At 57.5% G+C, this 14,588-nt stretch carries 12 protein-coding genes; 8 read left to right on the top strand and 4 right to left on the bottom strand.

Annotation, left to right across the window (positions count from 1 at the left end; translation table 11 throughout):
* Positions 1–164 precede the first annotated feature (164 nt).
* The 5 genes from B498_RS05920 to B498_RS05940 all read left to right on the top strand — a co-directional run bounded on the left by B498_RS05920 (position 165) and on the right by B498_RS05940 (position 4,613).
* A complete protein-coding gene (locus B498_RS05920; RefSeq protein ID WP_008502391.1) occupies positions 165–920 on the top strand; it encodes a DUF4225 domain-containing protein in 756 nt (251 codons plus the stop codon).
* A 2-nt stretch (positions 921–922) separates the two neighbouring features.
* Positions 923–1,246: a hypothetical protein gene (locus B498_RS05925; RefSeq protein ID WP_008502390.1), complete on the top strand. Its 324-nt coding sequence runs from the start codon at positions 923–925 to the stop codon at positions 1,244–1,246.
* Positions 1,247–1,460: 214 nt separating this feature from the next.
* Positions 1,461–4,094 (top strand): YdbH family protein, encoded by a 2,634-nt coding sequence (locus B498_RS05930; protein WP_008502389.1) that lies wholly within the window; start codon positions 1,461–1,463, stop codon positions 4,092–4,094.
* A 2-nt stretch (positions 4,095–4,096) separates the two neighbouring features.
* A complete protein-coding gene (locus B498_RS05935) occupies positions 4,097–4,288 on the top strand; it encodes a YnbE family lipoprotein (protein WP_008502388.1) in 192 nt (63 codons plus the stop codon).
* A gap of 7 nt (positions 4,289–4,295) precedes the next feature.
* Positions 4,296–4,613, top strand: coding sequence for a YdbL family protein (locus B498_RS05940; RefSeq protein WP_008502387.1), 318 nt, complete (start codon positions 4,296–4,298; stop codon positions 4,611–4,613).
* Here the strand turns inward: B498_RS05940 and feaR are convergent, their stop codons facing one another.
* Positions 4,614–5,522: a transcriptional regulator FeaR gene (feaR, locus tag B498_RS05945; RefSeq protein WP_008502386.1), complete on the bottom strand. Its 909-nt coding sequence runs from the start codon at positions 5,520–5,522 to the stop codon at positions 4,614–4,616.
* A gap of 241 nt (positions 5,523–5,763) precedes the next feature.
* Here feaR and B498_RS05950 point away from each other — a divergent pair, with 241 nt between their 5' ends.
* Positions 5,764–7,263, top strand: a complete 1,500-nt coding sequence (locus B498_RS05950; RefSeq protein WP_008502385.1) for an aldehyde dehydrogenase family protein — start codon at positions 5,764–5,766, stop codon at positions 7,261–7,263.
* Between the two features lie 63 nt (positions 7,264–7,326).
* On the opposite strand, the gene B498_RS05955 is transcribed toward B498_RS05950, so the two are convergent.
* The 3 genes from B498_RS05955 to paaZ form a co-directional block, all read right to left on the bottom strand.
* The gene (locus B498_RS05955) at positions 7,327–8,433 is read right to left on the bottom strand and encodes a GGDEF domain-containing protein (protein ID WP_008502384.1); all 1,107 of its coding nucleotides are present in this window, start codon (positions 8,431–8,433) and stop codon (positions 7,327–7,329) included.
* Positions 8,434–8,551: 118 nt separating this feature from the next.
* The gene (gene tynA, locus B498_RS05960) at positions 8,552–10,825 is read right to left on the bottom strand and encodes a primary-amine oxidase (RefSeq protein ID WP_008502383.1); all 2,274 of its coding nucleotides are present in this window, start codon (positions 10,823–10,825) and stop codon (positions 8,552–8,554) included.
* 205 nt (positions 10,826–11,030) lie between these two features.
* Complete coding sequence (gene paaZ / locus B498_RS05965) at positions 11,031–13,070, bottom strand: phenylacetic acid degradation bifunctional protein PaaZ (protein WP_008502382.1); 2,040 nt, start codon at positions 13,068–13,070, stop codon at positions 11,031–11,033.
* 285 nt (positions 13,071–13,355) lie between these two features.
* Between paaZ and paaA the strand changes: the two genes are divergently transcribed.
* Positions 13,356–14,285 carry a 1,2-phenylacetyl-CoA epoxidase subunit PaaA gene (gene paaA, locus B498_RS05970; RefSeq protein ID WP_008502381.1) on the top strand — a complete coding sequence of 310 codons (930 nt, stop codon included), beginning with the start codon at positions 13,356–13,358 and terminating at the stop codon, positions 14,283–14,285.
* A 12-nt stretch (positions 14,286–14,297) separates the two neighbouring features.
* Positions 14,298–14,585 carry a 1,2-phenylacetyl-CoA epoxidase subunit PaaB gene (paaB, locus tag B498_RS05975; protein ID WP_008502380.1) on the top strand — a complete coding sequence of 96 codons (288 nt, stop codon included), beginning with the start codon at positions 14,298–14,300 and terminating at the stop codon, positions 14,583–14,585.
* Positions 14,586–14,588 lie beyond the last annotated feature (3 nt).

The raw sequence follows: 14,588 nt of genomic DNA, 5'->3' as shown, positions 1-14,588 counted from the left end.
TATGGGGGAGACTAAAGTCACAACAAGTGCGTATGTTTGGGTAAGTGGTTTCCCAATGCTTGAAAATGTGACTACCTTTAGCTGTTAAAATGACGTAGCTCTTTGAATGTCCTAACATCGAAGGTAGTATTATTACTATCATTTTAAAATGACAGGGAGACCGAATGTACAACCATCATCGGGATAAAAGTCATTTCGAAGAGAAAGTCTTAGAGATTGAAAATCTTGCGCAGCGAATTGCCACAAAGCATTTGCTTTATGGTACCGCTGGTATGTTTTTTGAAACTCAACAACTTGTTGCTCACCTGAGAAGGGAGATCGAGTCGCATTGCTTGACCTGGTCAGGCGGGATTCAATTACTTGATGAACAGATACATCATCTTAAGGAACAGGATGATTTACTCACCTTCAATAAAGCTAAGTTATTTATTGTTGTTGAAAAAAACCGAACAACAACGACGACTTTAGCGCTTAAACAGATCGGTTTCGTTGCCGGTGGGGCGCAAGTGTATGGGGGCGCTAGTTTATGCGTCGGTTCGCTGGGTCTGGCCTGTGCTGCGTATGGTGCACCTATGATTACTCATGGGCTAAACAACATGTATGAAAATGGATACTATCTTCTTTATCGTGAAGATCGGTCTGGCACGCTAAGAGATGCTTATCGTTACGTAGCAGCGAAACTCGGCTATGGGAATAATGAAGCTGATATTGTCTATGGAGTAGTTGATATCTCTTTATCAGCCTATGGCGCGGGCAGGAGAGTACTGGCTCCCCGAGAAAAATCCTGGAGTCTGTTTCGCAACATTGAATCTGATTATATCAGAGGATGGCAAGAGGCTTCTAAAACAGCGATGGCTCTGGATTTAACCAGTGGAAGCGTCACAGGTTGGCAGATGTACCAGATAGCTAAAGAGAATTAATTATGTCGGAACAATTCGAGTTGTCATTAACCCCACCGATTCTACCTGCCGTATGCTATTTTATTGTATCTATTGTCGTTTTTTTCTTGTTGTACCTCGGGAAACTCAAGGTCAACAGGCTTCATAAATATCCTCTGTTCATTGCCTATACGCTATTTGTGATAGCCATCGCAGCCATTCAAATTAACGTTTTTGCCAACGGCTATGAGTTTGTTAGCGGTTTTTTACATATTGATTTTGATCCCTGGCGGTACGACTCGGTGTATTGGGGGTCATTGATATTCGCCATGCTTTACCTGCTGGCAATGCCACGGAATAGGTATTAATGTCGCAAATCTGCTCTGCGATTATTCTTGAACTTATGCGTAACCAATTGAACCGAAACTATATTCTTTAGGTTACGCATAGCAAAAAAATTACCGCTTACTATTACAGCATCTATTCTTAACTTGGCGTCAACTTCAACTCAACCGCTAAACATGCGACAATGATCGGCACTGCCGGCTTAATTCTTTCGCTAAATCAGGATATTAACTGCCCATGAAGGGTAAATACAAAGCCGCTCTTGCGCTTTTACTGCTGTTCATATTGTTGCCGCTGACGCTGCTGATGACGCTCGCTCAGTGGGTACCGACGCTCGCCGGGATCTGGCTTCCCGTCGGGACGCGCATCGCGTTCGAAGAGAGTCCGAAACTGACTCGCCGCGCGCTGGTGATCCCCGATCTTCGCTATCTGGTGGAAGACTGCGAAATTGCCCGCATCGATAACGTGACGCTGTCACACCCCAGCCGCTGGAAGCTGGATATCGGCGCGCTGGATCTTAACACCGTCTGCCTGAGCAAAATTCCCCAGTCGGCGCCCTCAACGGTCGCCCCGAAAACGCTGGCACAATGGCAGGCTGTGTTACCCAATACCTGGCTCACGATTCACCGCCTGACGCTGTCGCCCTGGCAGCAGTGGCAGGGCGAGCTGCAGGCGTCGCTAACCCCCTCCAGCCAGGAGATCGCCTATAAAGGCGAGCAGGTCAGCATTAAAGGCACGCTTCGCGGTCAGACGCTCTCGGTCAGCCAGTTCGATGTTCAGCTCCCGGATCAGCCGCAGCCGATTAAGCTGGTGGGCGAGTTTACCCTGCCGCTGGTGCCGGACGGCGTGCCGGTGAAAGGCCACGCGGTGGCGACCTTTAACGTGCCACAGTTAACGTCTCTGGTCGATGCCGATCTCGACTGGGAAGACAATCAGGGACAGCTGATGGTGATGGCGAGAGACAACCCCGATCCGCTTCTCGACCTGCCGTGGCAGATCACGGCGCAACAGCTCAACATCAGCGACGGGCGCTGGAACTGGGATCTCTCGGGTATGCCACTGAGCGGGCGGGTGTCCCTTCGCGCCGACAACTGGCAGCAGGGGCTGGAGAAAGCCACCCTGACCGGACGACTGAACGTCTTGACGCAAGGCGATGCGGGTAAAGGCAACGCGGTACTGAATATTGGGCCCGGCAGGCTCAGCATGGAAAACAGCGACATGCCCCTGCACCTGAGCGGCGAGGCGAAGCAAAACGATCTCATTCTTTACGCCAAGTTACCGGCAAAACTGACCGGCAGCCTGTATGAACCGCAGCTGGCCTTTGAGCCGGGCGCGCTGCTCCGCTCGCGCGGGCGCATCATTGACTCACTCGATATCGATGAAATCCGCTGGCCGCTGGCGGGCGTGAAGCTGACGCAGAAGGGCGTGGACGGTCGTTTACAGGCGATTCTGCGCGCCCATGAAAACCAGATGGGGGATTTTGAACTCCACCTGGACGGTCAGGCCAACGACTTTTTACCCGATAACGGCCTGTGGCAGTGGCGCTACTGGGGCAAAGGCGGCTTTACGCCGATGCATGCCCGCTGGGATGTCGCCGGGAAAGGCGAGTGGCGCGACAACCTTATTGAGCTGACGGCGCTCTCCACCGGCTTTGACAAGCTTCAGTACGGCACGATGGAGGTCAGCACGCCGCGTCTGGTGCTGGATCGGCCTGTACGCTGGCTGCGCGATGCCGAAAAACCAACCTTCAGTGGGGCGCTGTCGCTCAACGCAGGGCAAACCCGTTTCTCCGGCGGTAGCGTGTTGCCGCCCTCGGTCCTGACCTTCAGCGTCGACGGCACCGACCCGACGATTTTTCAGTTTAAGGGTGACCTCCATGCGGACAACATCGGCCCGGTACAGGTTAACGGACGCTGGGATGGCGTGCGCCTTCGCGGGCAGGCCTGGTGGCCGAAACAGTCCCTCACCGTATTCCAGCCGCTTATTCCGCCGGACTGGAAAATGACGCTGCGCGACGGGGCGCTTTATGCGCAGGTCGCCTTCTCGGCGGCGGCCGATCAGGGCTTTGAAGCGGGCGGGCACGGGGTGCTGAAATCCGGCAGCGCCTGGATGCCCGATAACCAGATTAACGGCGTCGATTTTGTGCTGCCGTTCCGCTTCAGCGAGGGCACCTGGTCTCTGGGCACGCGCGGTCCGGTCACGTTGCGCATCGGTGAAGTGGTAAACCTGGTGACCGCGCGCAACATTACTGCGGATTTACAGGGCGATTATCCCTGGACGGAGGACAATCCGCTGCTGCTCACCAACGTGAAGGTGGAAACCCTCGGCGGGAAGATCACCATGCAGCAGCTGCGAATGCCGCAGCACGATCCGGCCCTGCTGCGCGTGGACAATATCTCCTCGAGCGAGCTGATTAGCGCCGTCAATCCGAAACAGTTCGCCATGTCGGGGCCGGTCAGCGGGGCGCTGCCGTTCTGGCTGGACAATGAAAAATGGATCATTAAGGATGGCTGGCTGACCAACCCGGGGCCAATGACGCTGCGCATCGACAAAGATACGGCCGACGCCATCGTGAAAGACAATATGGTCGCGGGCGCCGCGATTAACTGGCTCCGCTACATGGAAATTTCGCGTTCGTGGACGAGAATCAATTTAGATAATCTGGGTGAATTAACCATGCAGGCGACCATCAAGGGGACCAGCCGGGTCGATGGCAAAAGCAGCTCCGTCAACCTGAACTATACCCATGACGAGAATGTCTTTACCCTCTGGCGCAGCCTGCGTTTTGGAGACAACCTGCAAACCTGGTTTGAGCAACACGCGGCGATACCCGGTCTCCGCAGTTCGACTGGCAAGGAAAGTGAGGAATAACAATGAAAAAGATGGCTGGTGCGCTCACCGTTGCCGTTGCCGCGCTACTGTCCGGCTGTACGCCGCGCATTGAAGTCGCTGCGCCAAAGGAGCCGATTACCATCAACATGAATGTCAAAATCGAACATGAGATCCACATTAAGGTCGATAAAGACGTTGAAACCCTGCTGAAATCGCGCAGCGATCTGTTCTGAGGATGCCATGAAACGAGTAGCTCTGATTTTGCTGGCGCTGGGGATGAACGTACAGGCGGCTACGCTCACCCTCAACGATGCCCGGGCCCAGGGGCGCGTGGGGGAAACCCTCAGCGGTTATCTGGCCCCGATTCAACAGGATGCCGAAACGCTGGCGCTGGTCAATCGCATCAACGCGGCGCGCACGGAAAGCTACCAGAAGCTGGCTGACAGCAATAATTTGCCGGTCGATGAAGTGGCCAAAATGGCAGGGCAAAAACTGGTTGCCCGCGCCCAGCCGGGCGAGTATGTGAAGGGCATTAACGGAAAATGGCTGAAAAAATAGCTAGCGGTAGCGCCTGCGGTATTCACCCGGCGAAACGCCAAAGCGCTGCTTAAACGCCGTTGAAAAATGGCTATGGTCGGTGAACCCCCAGCTGTAGCCAATGCCCGCCAGCTTTTCGTCATCACCGGCTGCGCGCAGCACCTCCGCGCAGCGATCCAGGCGGCGGTTTTTAATGTACTGCGCAACCACCAGCCCCTTCTCGGCAAACATACGGTAAAGGCTGCGCACGGACATACCGCTTTCGGCGGCAATCCATTCCGGGCGCAGCGATTCAGACTGAATGTGGTCGTCAATCAGCGCCACCACATGCTGGAACTGGCGTTCCTTACGAGGCTGAATGATTTCGCGCTGCTGGAAAGCGGGGCGCAGCAGGCAAATCATCGCTTCGAGCGCCGCTTCACTCTCCCGGTCACTCAGGCTGGCATTGCTCATGCTCTCCATCAACAGGCGATGGCTTAGCTGCACCGTGGGCAGCGTGCGGGAAAGGGCGGTGGCGCAGCTTATCTCCTGAAAACGGCACTGCTGCTCAATAATCTGACGGGGAACCAGGAGCGAAATCTGGCGGGATTTTTCCTGCCAGTTGATCGAGCAGGGGCGTGAGGCGTCAATCAGCGTGATATCCCCGGTTCTGAGTACCGCGCGACGGTCATCCTGCTCAATCTCCGCGCTGCCTTCGAGCTGAAACACGGTATAGAACCAGGCATCGTTACTCTGTTTGATCTCCTCACGGGAGCGGAACAGGTTGACACCACCGGCGGTGACGGTGCTGAGCTTCAGGCTGCGCGCATAGCTGGTCTCCAGCTCGCCGTAGAATCTGCCCCCGGTGGGCTGCGCGTTAAAACGCCCGCAAACCTGGTTAATTTGCGCCAGCCACTGCTGATACTGTTCCTGCTCGCTTGCACACGCCATCGTTTCTCTCACTGCACCGTCAACGTTTTCGCATTGTTGCATTTGTGTTGCATTTTGTCAGAGCTATGAGGCTGACTATAGGAAAGAACACTCACCGGTAACAGCGATATAAGCGGCAATTATCGCGATTTGCGGCGCCTGTCACAGGTGGCAAAGCGAATGTCACAGAGACAAAAGCGAGAATGTAAAACCCCTCTTAGACTGGATGAACACCCTGCGAAGAATAACGAAGGAGTATCCTATGTCTGAATCACTGGTGGCTATTCAGCCTGCCGTGCAACAATTTTTAGACCGACAGCATGGCCTGTGGATTGAAGGGCGTCAGGCCGCGTCGGACAGTGAAAAGCGGCTTAATGTCTACAACCCGGCCACGGGCGAGGTGATTGCCTCAACTGCCGATGCCAGCGTCGACGACGTTGATCGTGCCGTCATGTCCGGCTGGCGCGCCTTTGTGGCCCGTACCTGGGCCGGAAAGCTCCCGGCGGAGCGCGAGCGGATCCTGCTCCATTTCGCCGATCTCGTCGAACAGCACGGCGAGGAGCTGGCTCAGCTTGAAACGCTGGAGCAGGGCAAGTCCATCAACATCTCCCGTGCCTTTGAAGTCGGCTGCACCCTGAACTGGATGCGCTATACCGCCGGGCTGACCACCAAAATTGCGGGCAAAACCCTCGATCTCTCCATCCCGCTACCGCAGGGGGCACGCTATCAGGCGTGGACGCGTAAAGAGCCGATTGGCGTGGTGGCCGGGATCGTGCCCTGGAACTTCCCGCTGATGATCGGGATGTGGAAAGTGATGCCAGCGCTGGCCGCGGGCTGCTCTATCGTCATTAAGCCGTCGGAAACCACGCCGCTGACCCTGCTGCGCGTGGCGGAACTCGCCAGTGAAGCGGGCATCCCGGACGGGGTGTTCAACGTAGTAACCGGCAGCGGCGCGGTGTGTGGCGCAGCGCTGACCTCGCACCCGCATATCGCGAAGGTGAGCTTTACCGGCTCAACGGCGACGGGTAAGCAAATTGCCCGCGCGGCGGCGGATACGCTCACCGGCGTGACCCTGGAGCTCGGCGGGAAAAACCCGGCAATTGTACTCAAGGATGCGGACCCGGCGTGGGTGATCGAAGGCCTGATGACCGGCAGCTTCCTGAACCAGGGGCAGGTGTGCGCGGCCAGCTCGCGTATCTACATAGAGGCGCCGCTGTTTGACACGCTGGTCGGCGGGTTCGAACAGGCGGTGAAATCCCTGAGCGTCGGGCCGGGCATGTCGCCGGAGGCGTTTATCAACCCACTGGTGTCACGTGCGCACTGCGACAAGGTGCAGTCCTTCCTTGATGAGGCGACGTCGCGCAACGCGGAGCTGATCGTCGGTAACCGTGGTCCGGAGGGCAAAGGCTATTACGTGTCGCCGACGCTGGTGGTGAACCCGGATGCCTCGCTGCGGCTCACCCGTGAAGAAGTATTCGGTCCGGTGGTCAACCTGGTACGCGTCGCCGACGGGGAAGAGGCGCTCCAACTGGCAAATGACACCGAATATGGCCTGACGGCCAGCGTCTGGACGCAGAATATCAGCAAGGCGCTGGAGTACACCGACAGGCTGCAGGCGGGCACCGTGTGGGTGAACAGCCATACGCTGATCGACGCCAACCTGCCGTTCGGCGGGATGAAGCAGTCCGGGACAGGGCGTGACTTCGGTCCGGACTGGCTGGACGGCTGGTGTGAAACCAAGTCGGTGTGCGTGCGGTATTAAAAAGCAAGCCGGGTGGCGGCTACGCCTTACCCGGCCTACAACGACTCGAACCGTAGCTTTTATCTACAGCGACCACCGATCCCGCCCGGCCTTTTTCGCCCGATACAGCGCCGCATCGGCGCGGGCGATAATCTCGGTGCCCGCGAGTCCCCCCGCCATCCCCGCAATCCCCATGCTCACGGTGACATGGTCGCTGACCGTCGAGGCGCCGTGCGGTATGGCCTCTGCGCGAAGGCCGTCCTGGATACGCAGGGCGACCTTTTCAGCGATGTTCTCCGGGCAATTAAACAGAATCACCAGAAACTCTTCGCCGCCGTAGCGTGACACCACATCCTCAGGTGTGCGCACCGACTGCTTAAGCACGCGCGCCACGCGCGTCAGACAGTCATCACCCGCCTGGTGCCCGTAGGTGTCGTTGTAGCGCTTGAAGTAGTCGATATCCAGCATAATCAGCGAGAAGGGCTTCTTCTGCTCAACCGCGTTCTCCAGCACCACCTCCATTTTCCGTCGATTGGCGGTTTTGGTTAACGGGTCCTGATGCGCCAGCGCATCCAGCCGCGAAATCAGCAGCTGATTCTGCTGGTTACGTCGCCAGGCTTCGTCAAACCAGCTCAACAGAATAAAACGCCCGCAGATCAGAATCAGCGTAAAGACGCTCCAGATAACAACGAAGTGAAGGTTGAGACCATCGTTTCGTATCCAGCTTGCTATCGGCAGGGTGATCCAGAGCGGGAGCACAAAGGCGAGCAGCCCTTCAGGGTAGAAATAGAGCGCCGTCAAACCGGCGAGTAACAGAATAACGCACAGCGGCCAGACGTGCGGGAGCAGCAGTTGGGTGATAAACCAGAAGCAGGAGACCGACCAGATGGCGCTGCAGATAAACAACACCACGCTGATGCCGGCGATGCGCCGCCAGGCCATAAGGATCAGCGCAGCCGAGAGGATGATAATACCGAGCATGGAGGCATCGACGATTCTCGTCAGCTGCGGCGAGTGGGGATAAAGAGGATCGCTGGCCTTAAGCAGAACGTGTCGCAGCAGAATCATCACCGCGAAGCTGATATTGACGAAGGCCAGCCACGGCAGGTTCATCGCCAGTCCATGCATGACCATGGCCTGGCGCGTTGGCCAGGTTGCCCGTTCCAGCGTCGGTTTTTTTCTTTTTTCCATAAAGCCCTTTCCCGTCCGGGGGATAAATCATGCAGGTGAGATATCAGTAACTATAAGCAAGCCAGGACGATCCTCAAACGCCAGGGCAAAAAAAACCGGGCAATTGCCCGGCGGATGGTTATTTTTCGTCTTTTTTCTTCCCGAGCGTTGGCGTCTCGTCGAAGAAGTTCCACGGTTTAAGCAGGGTATGCACCCATTCCGTCGGCATGATCGGCCACTCCTCCGCGCGCGCCACGTGGGTGGTGCCGGTGGTCATCCAGACCACGTCATCCTGATCGTTCAGCGACTCGTTATCCTTGCTGTACTGCCCAAGGCCCGTGTCGTGGATGGAGCGGTTCGGGAATTTCCCTTCCGGGTAGAGCTCATCCGGATGATAACGGGTCACCCACAGCTGTTTGTCCATAAAGCTCAGGCGATGGTAGATCCACTCGTCCGGCGCGAATTTCGCGCCGGTCGCCACCGGGTGCGTGCCCCCCGCGTAAGGGATAATCTGGTATGAGACCGGGTTGCCCATGCGGTTCTCTTTACTGGTGTTGCTCAGCAGTCGAATCGTGCCCGGGTCGAATTTCTGCGCCGCCTGCTGCTCGGTATCAATATCGTACTGATTAATCTGCATGGTGCTGGTGCGCGGGCCCCCGGCGGTATTCGGCTTCACTTCCGGATCCATCGCCACCAGCTTGTTGTTGATGCCGTCCACGTCCATATCAAGACGGAAGTTGTAGATGTGCTGGTGCGTGGTGCCCACGATGTTGTGGTCGATCAGCGTACCGTATTTAGTGTCATCTTTGGCGGTGGCGTCGTGCATGGTTTTCGCCTGAACGCCTTTCACCGCCTCGATACCCGTCGCGCCGGCATCAATGCCGATGGTGCCATTTTCATGAAACACCCAGTCGAAGATGTAATCGTAGTTGCCCACGGTACTCACCCAGCGCACCACCAGTTCGCGGCGCTCGGTGCTGACGTTAGGCTGGCCCATCTCCTGATGCTTATATTCCGGCCCCGCGTAGCGTTCGAAAATCGCAATCGCGCGCGGGATCTGCATCGGCGCGCCGGTATAGTCCGGGATGGTTTCATTGAGCATCACCGCGTTGGACGGCACGTCTTTACCGCGCACCAGCGGCGAGGTCAGGGTGCCCATGCCGTAGTCGCCGGAATCAAGATAGGCCTTGAAGTACCAGCCCACGTCCGGATCGCCGTAAGGAACGATCATGCCGCCGAGCGACCCCTGATACATAATCTGGCGTTTTTTGCCGTTGTCGTTATACGTGACGGTTGAAATCATCGGGCCGACGCGGGAGTCCAGGCTCAGGTGGAAGTCCCAGTTCTGCCAGTGCACCATATCGCCGGTAATGGTGTAGTTCTTGCCTTCCGGCTCAATGATGTCGAGCGGTTTTTTCGGCGTCTCTATACGGTCGCGGCCATCGTAGGGGCGCGGCGTCATCGGAACCGGAACAACGGCGCCTTCTTCAATCTTCTGGATTTTTTTCTGCTCAAGATCGACCACGGCCACCAGGTTCTCAATCGGGTGCGCCCAGTAGTTGCCGTCGCCGACGTCGAGATAGCTCACCACCTTCAGCAGGCGATCTTCCTGCTTCAGGCCGTCTTTACCGTCGAAATAGCCGACGGTCAGCGGCGTGGTAATCACTTTTTTCGGGTCGGTGATGCCGTGTTTTTTAAGCACCTCGGCAAACTCCGTGCTCTCGTTAACGATCTGCTGCACCGCAGTGAAATCATCCAGCAGCACCATGCCGTGCGCGTCTTTCACCGGCTCCCAGCGCAGGATTTTTTTATCCTTCAGATCCACCACGCTTTCGATAACGCGCTTGCCATCGAGCATCACAATCTTTGCCTGACGCGGGGCATCCACAGCCGTACCGTTAAGCACAAAGTCCCACACTTTGGCTTTCTCTGGCTCAGCAAGGGCAATCTGGGTAAAGCGGGTATTCGGTTTAAAATCCGCCGAGGCTTTGACAATCTCAACGGCTTGCTTAATTTCGTCCGCCGTCAGCGCGTTCAGCGGGTGAGGGCGTTTTTCAACCTGGAAAGTCTGGTCAAGACCGGACTGGAAAACATCATTGATGAAGCTGTCAGAGATAAAGGCTTTCTTGCCTTTCATCACCACCGGCACCTCGAGCTTGAGGGTTTTCCCGTTGACGATAGCGGTTTTAGCGCCCGGTTTGACCTTCACAAAGGCGCCGTCTTTCGCAATGGTAAACATCTGTGCGTAATCATCCCACTGAACGTCGGCGCCAAAGTCCTGCAGCGTTTTGTCCATCGGGACCATATGCGCCTCGCTGCCGTGGGCGAAAACAGGGGATTGCCAGGCGCAACACAGCGCAACGGCCATAGCCAGCGCCGTTCTACGGGCAGAAAAAGAAGAATTGCTTCCCATCGTAGACCTCATCTTGTTGTGTTTATAGTGTTGTGACAGTCCTATCCTGACAGGCGCCTGAGAAAAGCGTTTGCCTGCATCTGCCAGATTATTTGCCAGTCTTGCCAGGTTAAAAAAAGAGCGGGGCGATGTCACACCCCGGCTGGTCGTCGTAGGCCGGGTAAGCATCGCGCCACCCGGCAGGAAAGGCGGTGAAGGGAAGGTGTCAGAAATCCCCCTGCTGGCGCGCCACCAGCGTCAGGATGGAGTAGAGCGCCACGGCCTGCTGGTGCTGGTTGAAGATCTCAACCGCCCATTCCACTACGCCGGTTGGTTTTTCCTCGGCACTGCGTTGTTTCTTCAGCGTTTTACGCTTGCAGGTCAGACGCACCTGAATGGTATCGCCCGGTTTAACCGGCTCGATAAAGCGCAGGTTTTCCATGCCGTAGTTGGCAATGACAGGCCCAACGCCCGCATCAACGAACAGCCCTGCCGCGGCGGAAATCAGGAAGTAGCCGTGCACCACGCGCTCGCCAAAGATCGACTCTGCCGCGCCGATCTTGTCCATATGGGCGTAAAAGTGGTCGCCGCTCAGGCAGGCAAAATTCACGATGTCCGCTTCCGTCAGGGTGCGGCGCGGCGTCAGCAGGCTGTCGCCCGGCTGCAGCTCCTCAAAGTATTTGCGGAACGGATGCACGCGATCTTCCTGCACCGCTGCGCCACGCACCCACTGCTTGCCGATGGCGGCCAGCATGGTTGGACTGCCCTGAATGGCGGTGCGCTGCAGGTAGTGCTTCACCGCGCGCAGGCCGCCCAGCTCTTCGCCACCGCCCGCACGTCCGGGACCGCCGTGCACTAGCTGTGGCAGCGGGGAACCGTGGCCGGTGGATTCTTTCGAGGCTTCCTCGTTGAGGATCTGAATACGCCCGTGGGCGCGCGCCGCGCCGAGAATAAACTGGCGGGCAATGTCCAGGTCTGCGGTGACCAGCGTGCCTGCCAGGCTGCCGCCGCCCGCGCGGGCAAGCTGCATTGCGTGCTGTGCGTTGCGATACGGCATCAGGGTCGCGACCGGCCCGAAAGCCTCCGTTGCGTGGACGGCAGGGGTTTCATCCGGCTGCGGACAGAACAGCAGGGTCGGCGGGAAGAATGCGCCCGTGGCCTGCAAATCCGCTTTGCCGCCCAGGCGGACCTGGCAGCCTGCGGCGATCAGGTGATCCACTTTCTCCTGCACGTCCGCGCGCTGTTCGGCGTTGACCAGCGCGCCCATCTTTACCCCTTCCTGCGCCGGGTCGCCCACCACCACCTTTTCCAGGCGGGCAACCAGCGCCTGGCTCACGGCGTCAATCTGGCTCTGCGGGACGATAATGCGGCGAATGGCCGTACATTTCTGCCCGGCTTTGGCGGTCATCTCGCGCACCACTTCCCGAATGAACAGGACAAATTCCGGCTGCTCCGGCGTGACGTCTTCCCCCAGCACGCAGCAGTTCAGGGAGTCGGCTTCCATCGTGAACGGAATGGCATTCGCCACAATATTCGGGTGCACGCGAAGGCTTTGCCCGGTGCTGGCGGAGCCGGTGAAGGTCACCACGTCCTGACTGTCGAGCTGGTCGAGCAGATCCCCCGCGCCGCCGCAGATCAGGCTGATAGCGCCGTCCGGCACCAGCCCGCTGTCGACGATGGATTTCACCATCGCCTGCGTCACCTGTGCGGTGGCGGTGGCGGGTTTGATGATGGCGGGCATGCCGGCAAGCCAGGTCGGGGCCAGTTTTTCCAGCATTCCCCAGCAGGGGAAGTTAAAGGCGTTGATGTGCACCGCCACCCCGGATTTGGAGGTCAGGACGTGACGCGCGGCAAAGCCGCCTTCTTTTGACAGCGGGATCGGCTCGTCTTCCGGCCACACGGTGTCATCCGGCAGCTCGCGGCTGCCCAGGCTTGCATAAGTGAAGAGTGTGCCGATCCCGCCTTCGATATCGACCCAGCTGTCTGATTTTGTCGCCCCGGTCTGGGAGGACAGGGCATAAAACGTCTCTTTCTCGCTAAGCAGGTGCTTTGCCACCGCCTTCAGCATGGACGCGCGTTCGATAAAGGTCATCTCGTGAAGCGCTTCGCCGCCGCGCTCAATCGCATAGCGACGGGCGGCCGCCATGTCCAGCCCTTCGCTGGTCACGCTCCACAGCGCTTCGCCACTGATGGCGTGATGAATAGTGCGTTCGCGGCCCCGGCCAGACTGCCAGGTACCGGATAAGAAGCTGGCTAACTGCTGCATCGCTTATCTCCAAATGTTACGTGGTTTACCCATTAATAGTTTGATCGTGAATCATAAAAATCAAGCCGAGTTTTTAATGAATTGTTAACGATGTGATCTGGATGGATGAATCACAGAATACCAAGGCCCGCTTATCAAGGCTTTCAGCAAAAGCCTTGCGAGCAGCATCACAAAACAAGCAAACAATTCTTGGGGTTATATTTAACCTTTGTGTAACTTTTAAAAAACAAAGTGATTCAACATTACGCTTTAATTTGCAAACTAACGAATCATAAGGGTGATGACGTGACGCAAGAACAACGGTTTGAGCAGCGCATAGCGCAGGAGACGGCGATTGAGCCTCAGGACTGGATGCCTGACGCCTACCGTAAGACGTTGATCCGCCAGATTGGCCAGCATGCGCACTCCGAAATTGTCGGCATGCTGCCGGAAGGGAACTGGATCGCCCGCGCCCCGACGCTGCGCCGCAAGGCGATCCTGCTGGCGAAGGTGCAGGACGAAGCCGGACACGGGCTTTACCTCTACAGCGCGGCGGAAACGCTGGGCTGCGCACGGGAAGATATCTACCAGAAGATGCTCGACGGCAAGATGAAATACTCCTCCATCTTCAACTATCCGACCCTGAGCTGGGCCGATATCGGCGTGATCGGCTGGCTGGTGGACGGCGCGGCCATCGTCAACCAAGTGGCGCTGTGCCGGACCTCCTACGGTCCGTATGCCCGCGCGATGGTGAAAATCTGTAAAGAAGAGAGCTTCCACCAGCGTCAGGGCTTTGAAGCCTGCATGGCGCTGGCGCAGGGCAGCGAGGCTCAGCGCCAGATGCTGCAGGACGCCATCAACCGCTTCTGGTGGCCGGCGCTGATGATGTTCGGGCCGAACGACGACAATTCGCCGAACAGCGCCCGCAGCCTGGCCTGGAAAATCAAACGCTTTGGCAACGACGAGCTGCGCCAGCGCTTTGTCGACAACACGGTGCCGCAGGTGGAGATGCTGGGCATGACGGTGCCCGATCCCGACCTGCATTTTGATGAAGAGCGCGGTCATTATCGCTTCGGCGAGATCGACTGGCAGGAGTTTGACGAGGTCATTAACGGGCGCGGCATCTGCAACCACGAACGCCTGGCCGCGAAACGTAAAGCCTGGGAAGAGGGCGCGTGGGTGCGGGAAGCCGCGCTGGCGCACGCCGAAAAACAACGCGCCCGTCAGGCCGCTTAAGAGGAAATAACCATGAGCAATGTCTACTGGCCGCTGTACGAAGTGTTCGTACGCAGCAAACAGGGGTTGTCCCACCGTCACGTGGGCAGTCTGCATGCCGCCGACGATCGCATGGCGCTGGAAAATGCGCGTGATGCCTATACCCGCCGCAGCGAAGGGTGTTCTATCTGGGTGGTGAAGGCGAGCGAGATTGTCGCCTCCCAGCCGGAAGAGCGCGGCGAGTTCTTCGACCCGGCGGAAAGCAAGGTTTACCGCCACCCGACGTTCTACACGATCCCTGACGGCATCGAGCATATGTGAGGC

This window comes from Enterobacter sp. SST3 (assembly GCF_000286655.1).
In the GTDB taxonomy this organism is placed as follows: domain Bacteria; phylum Pseudomonadota; class Gammaproteobacteria; order Enterobacterales; family Enterobacteriaceae; genus Enterobacter; species Enterobacter roggenkampii.
The sequence above is the reverse complement of the archived record's forward strand: the minus strand, read 5'-3'. Positions and strand labels throughout refer to the sequence as shown.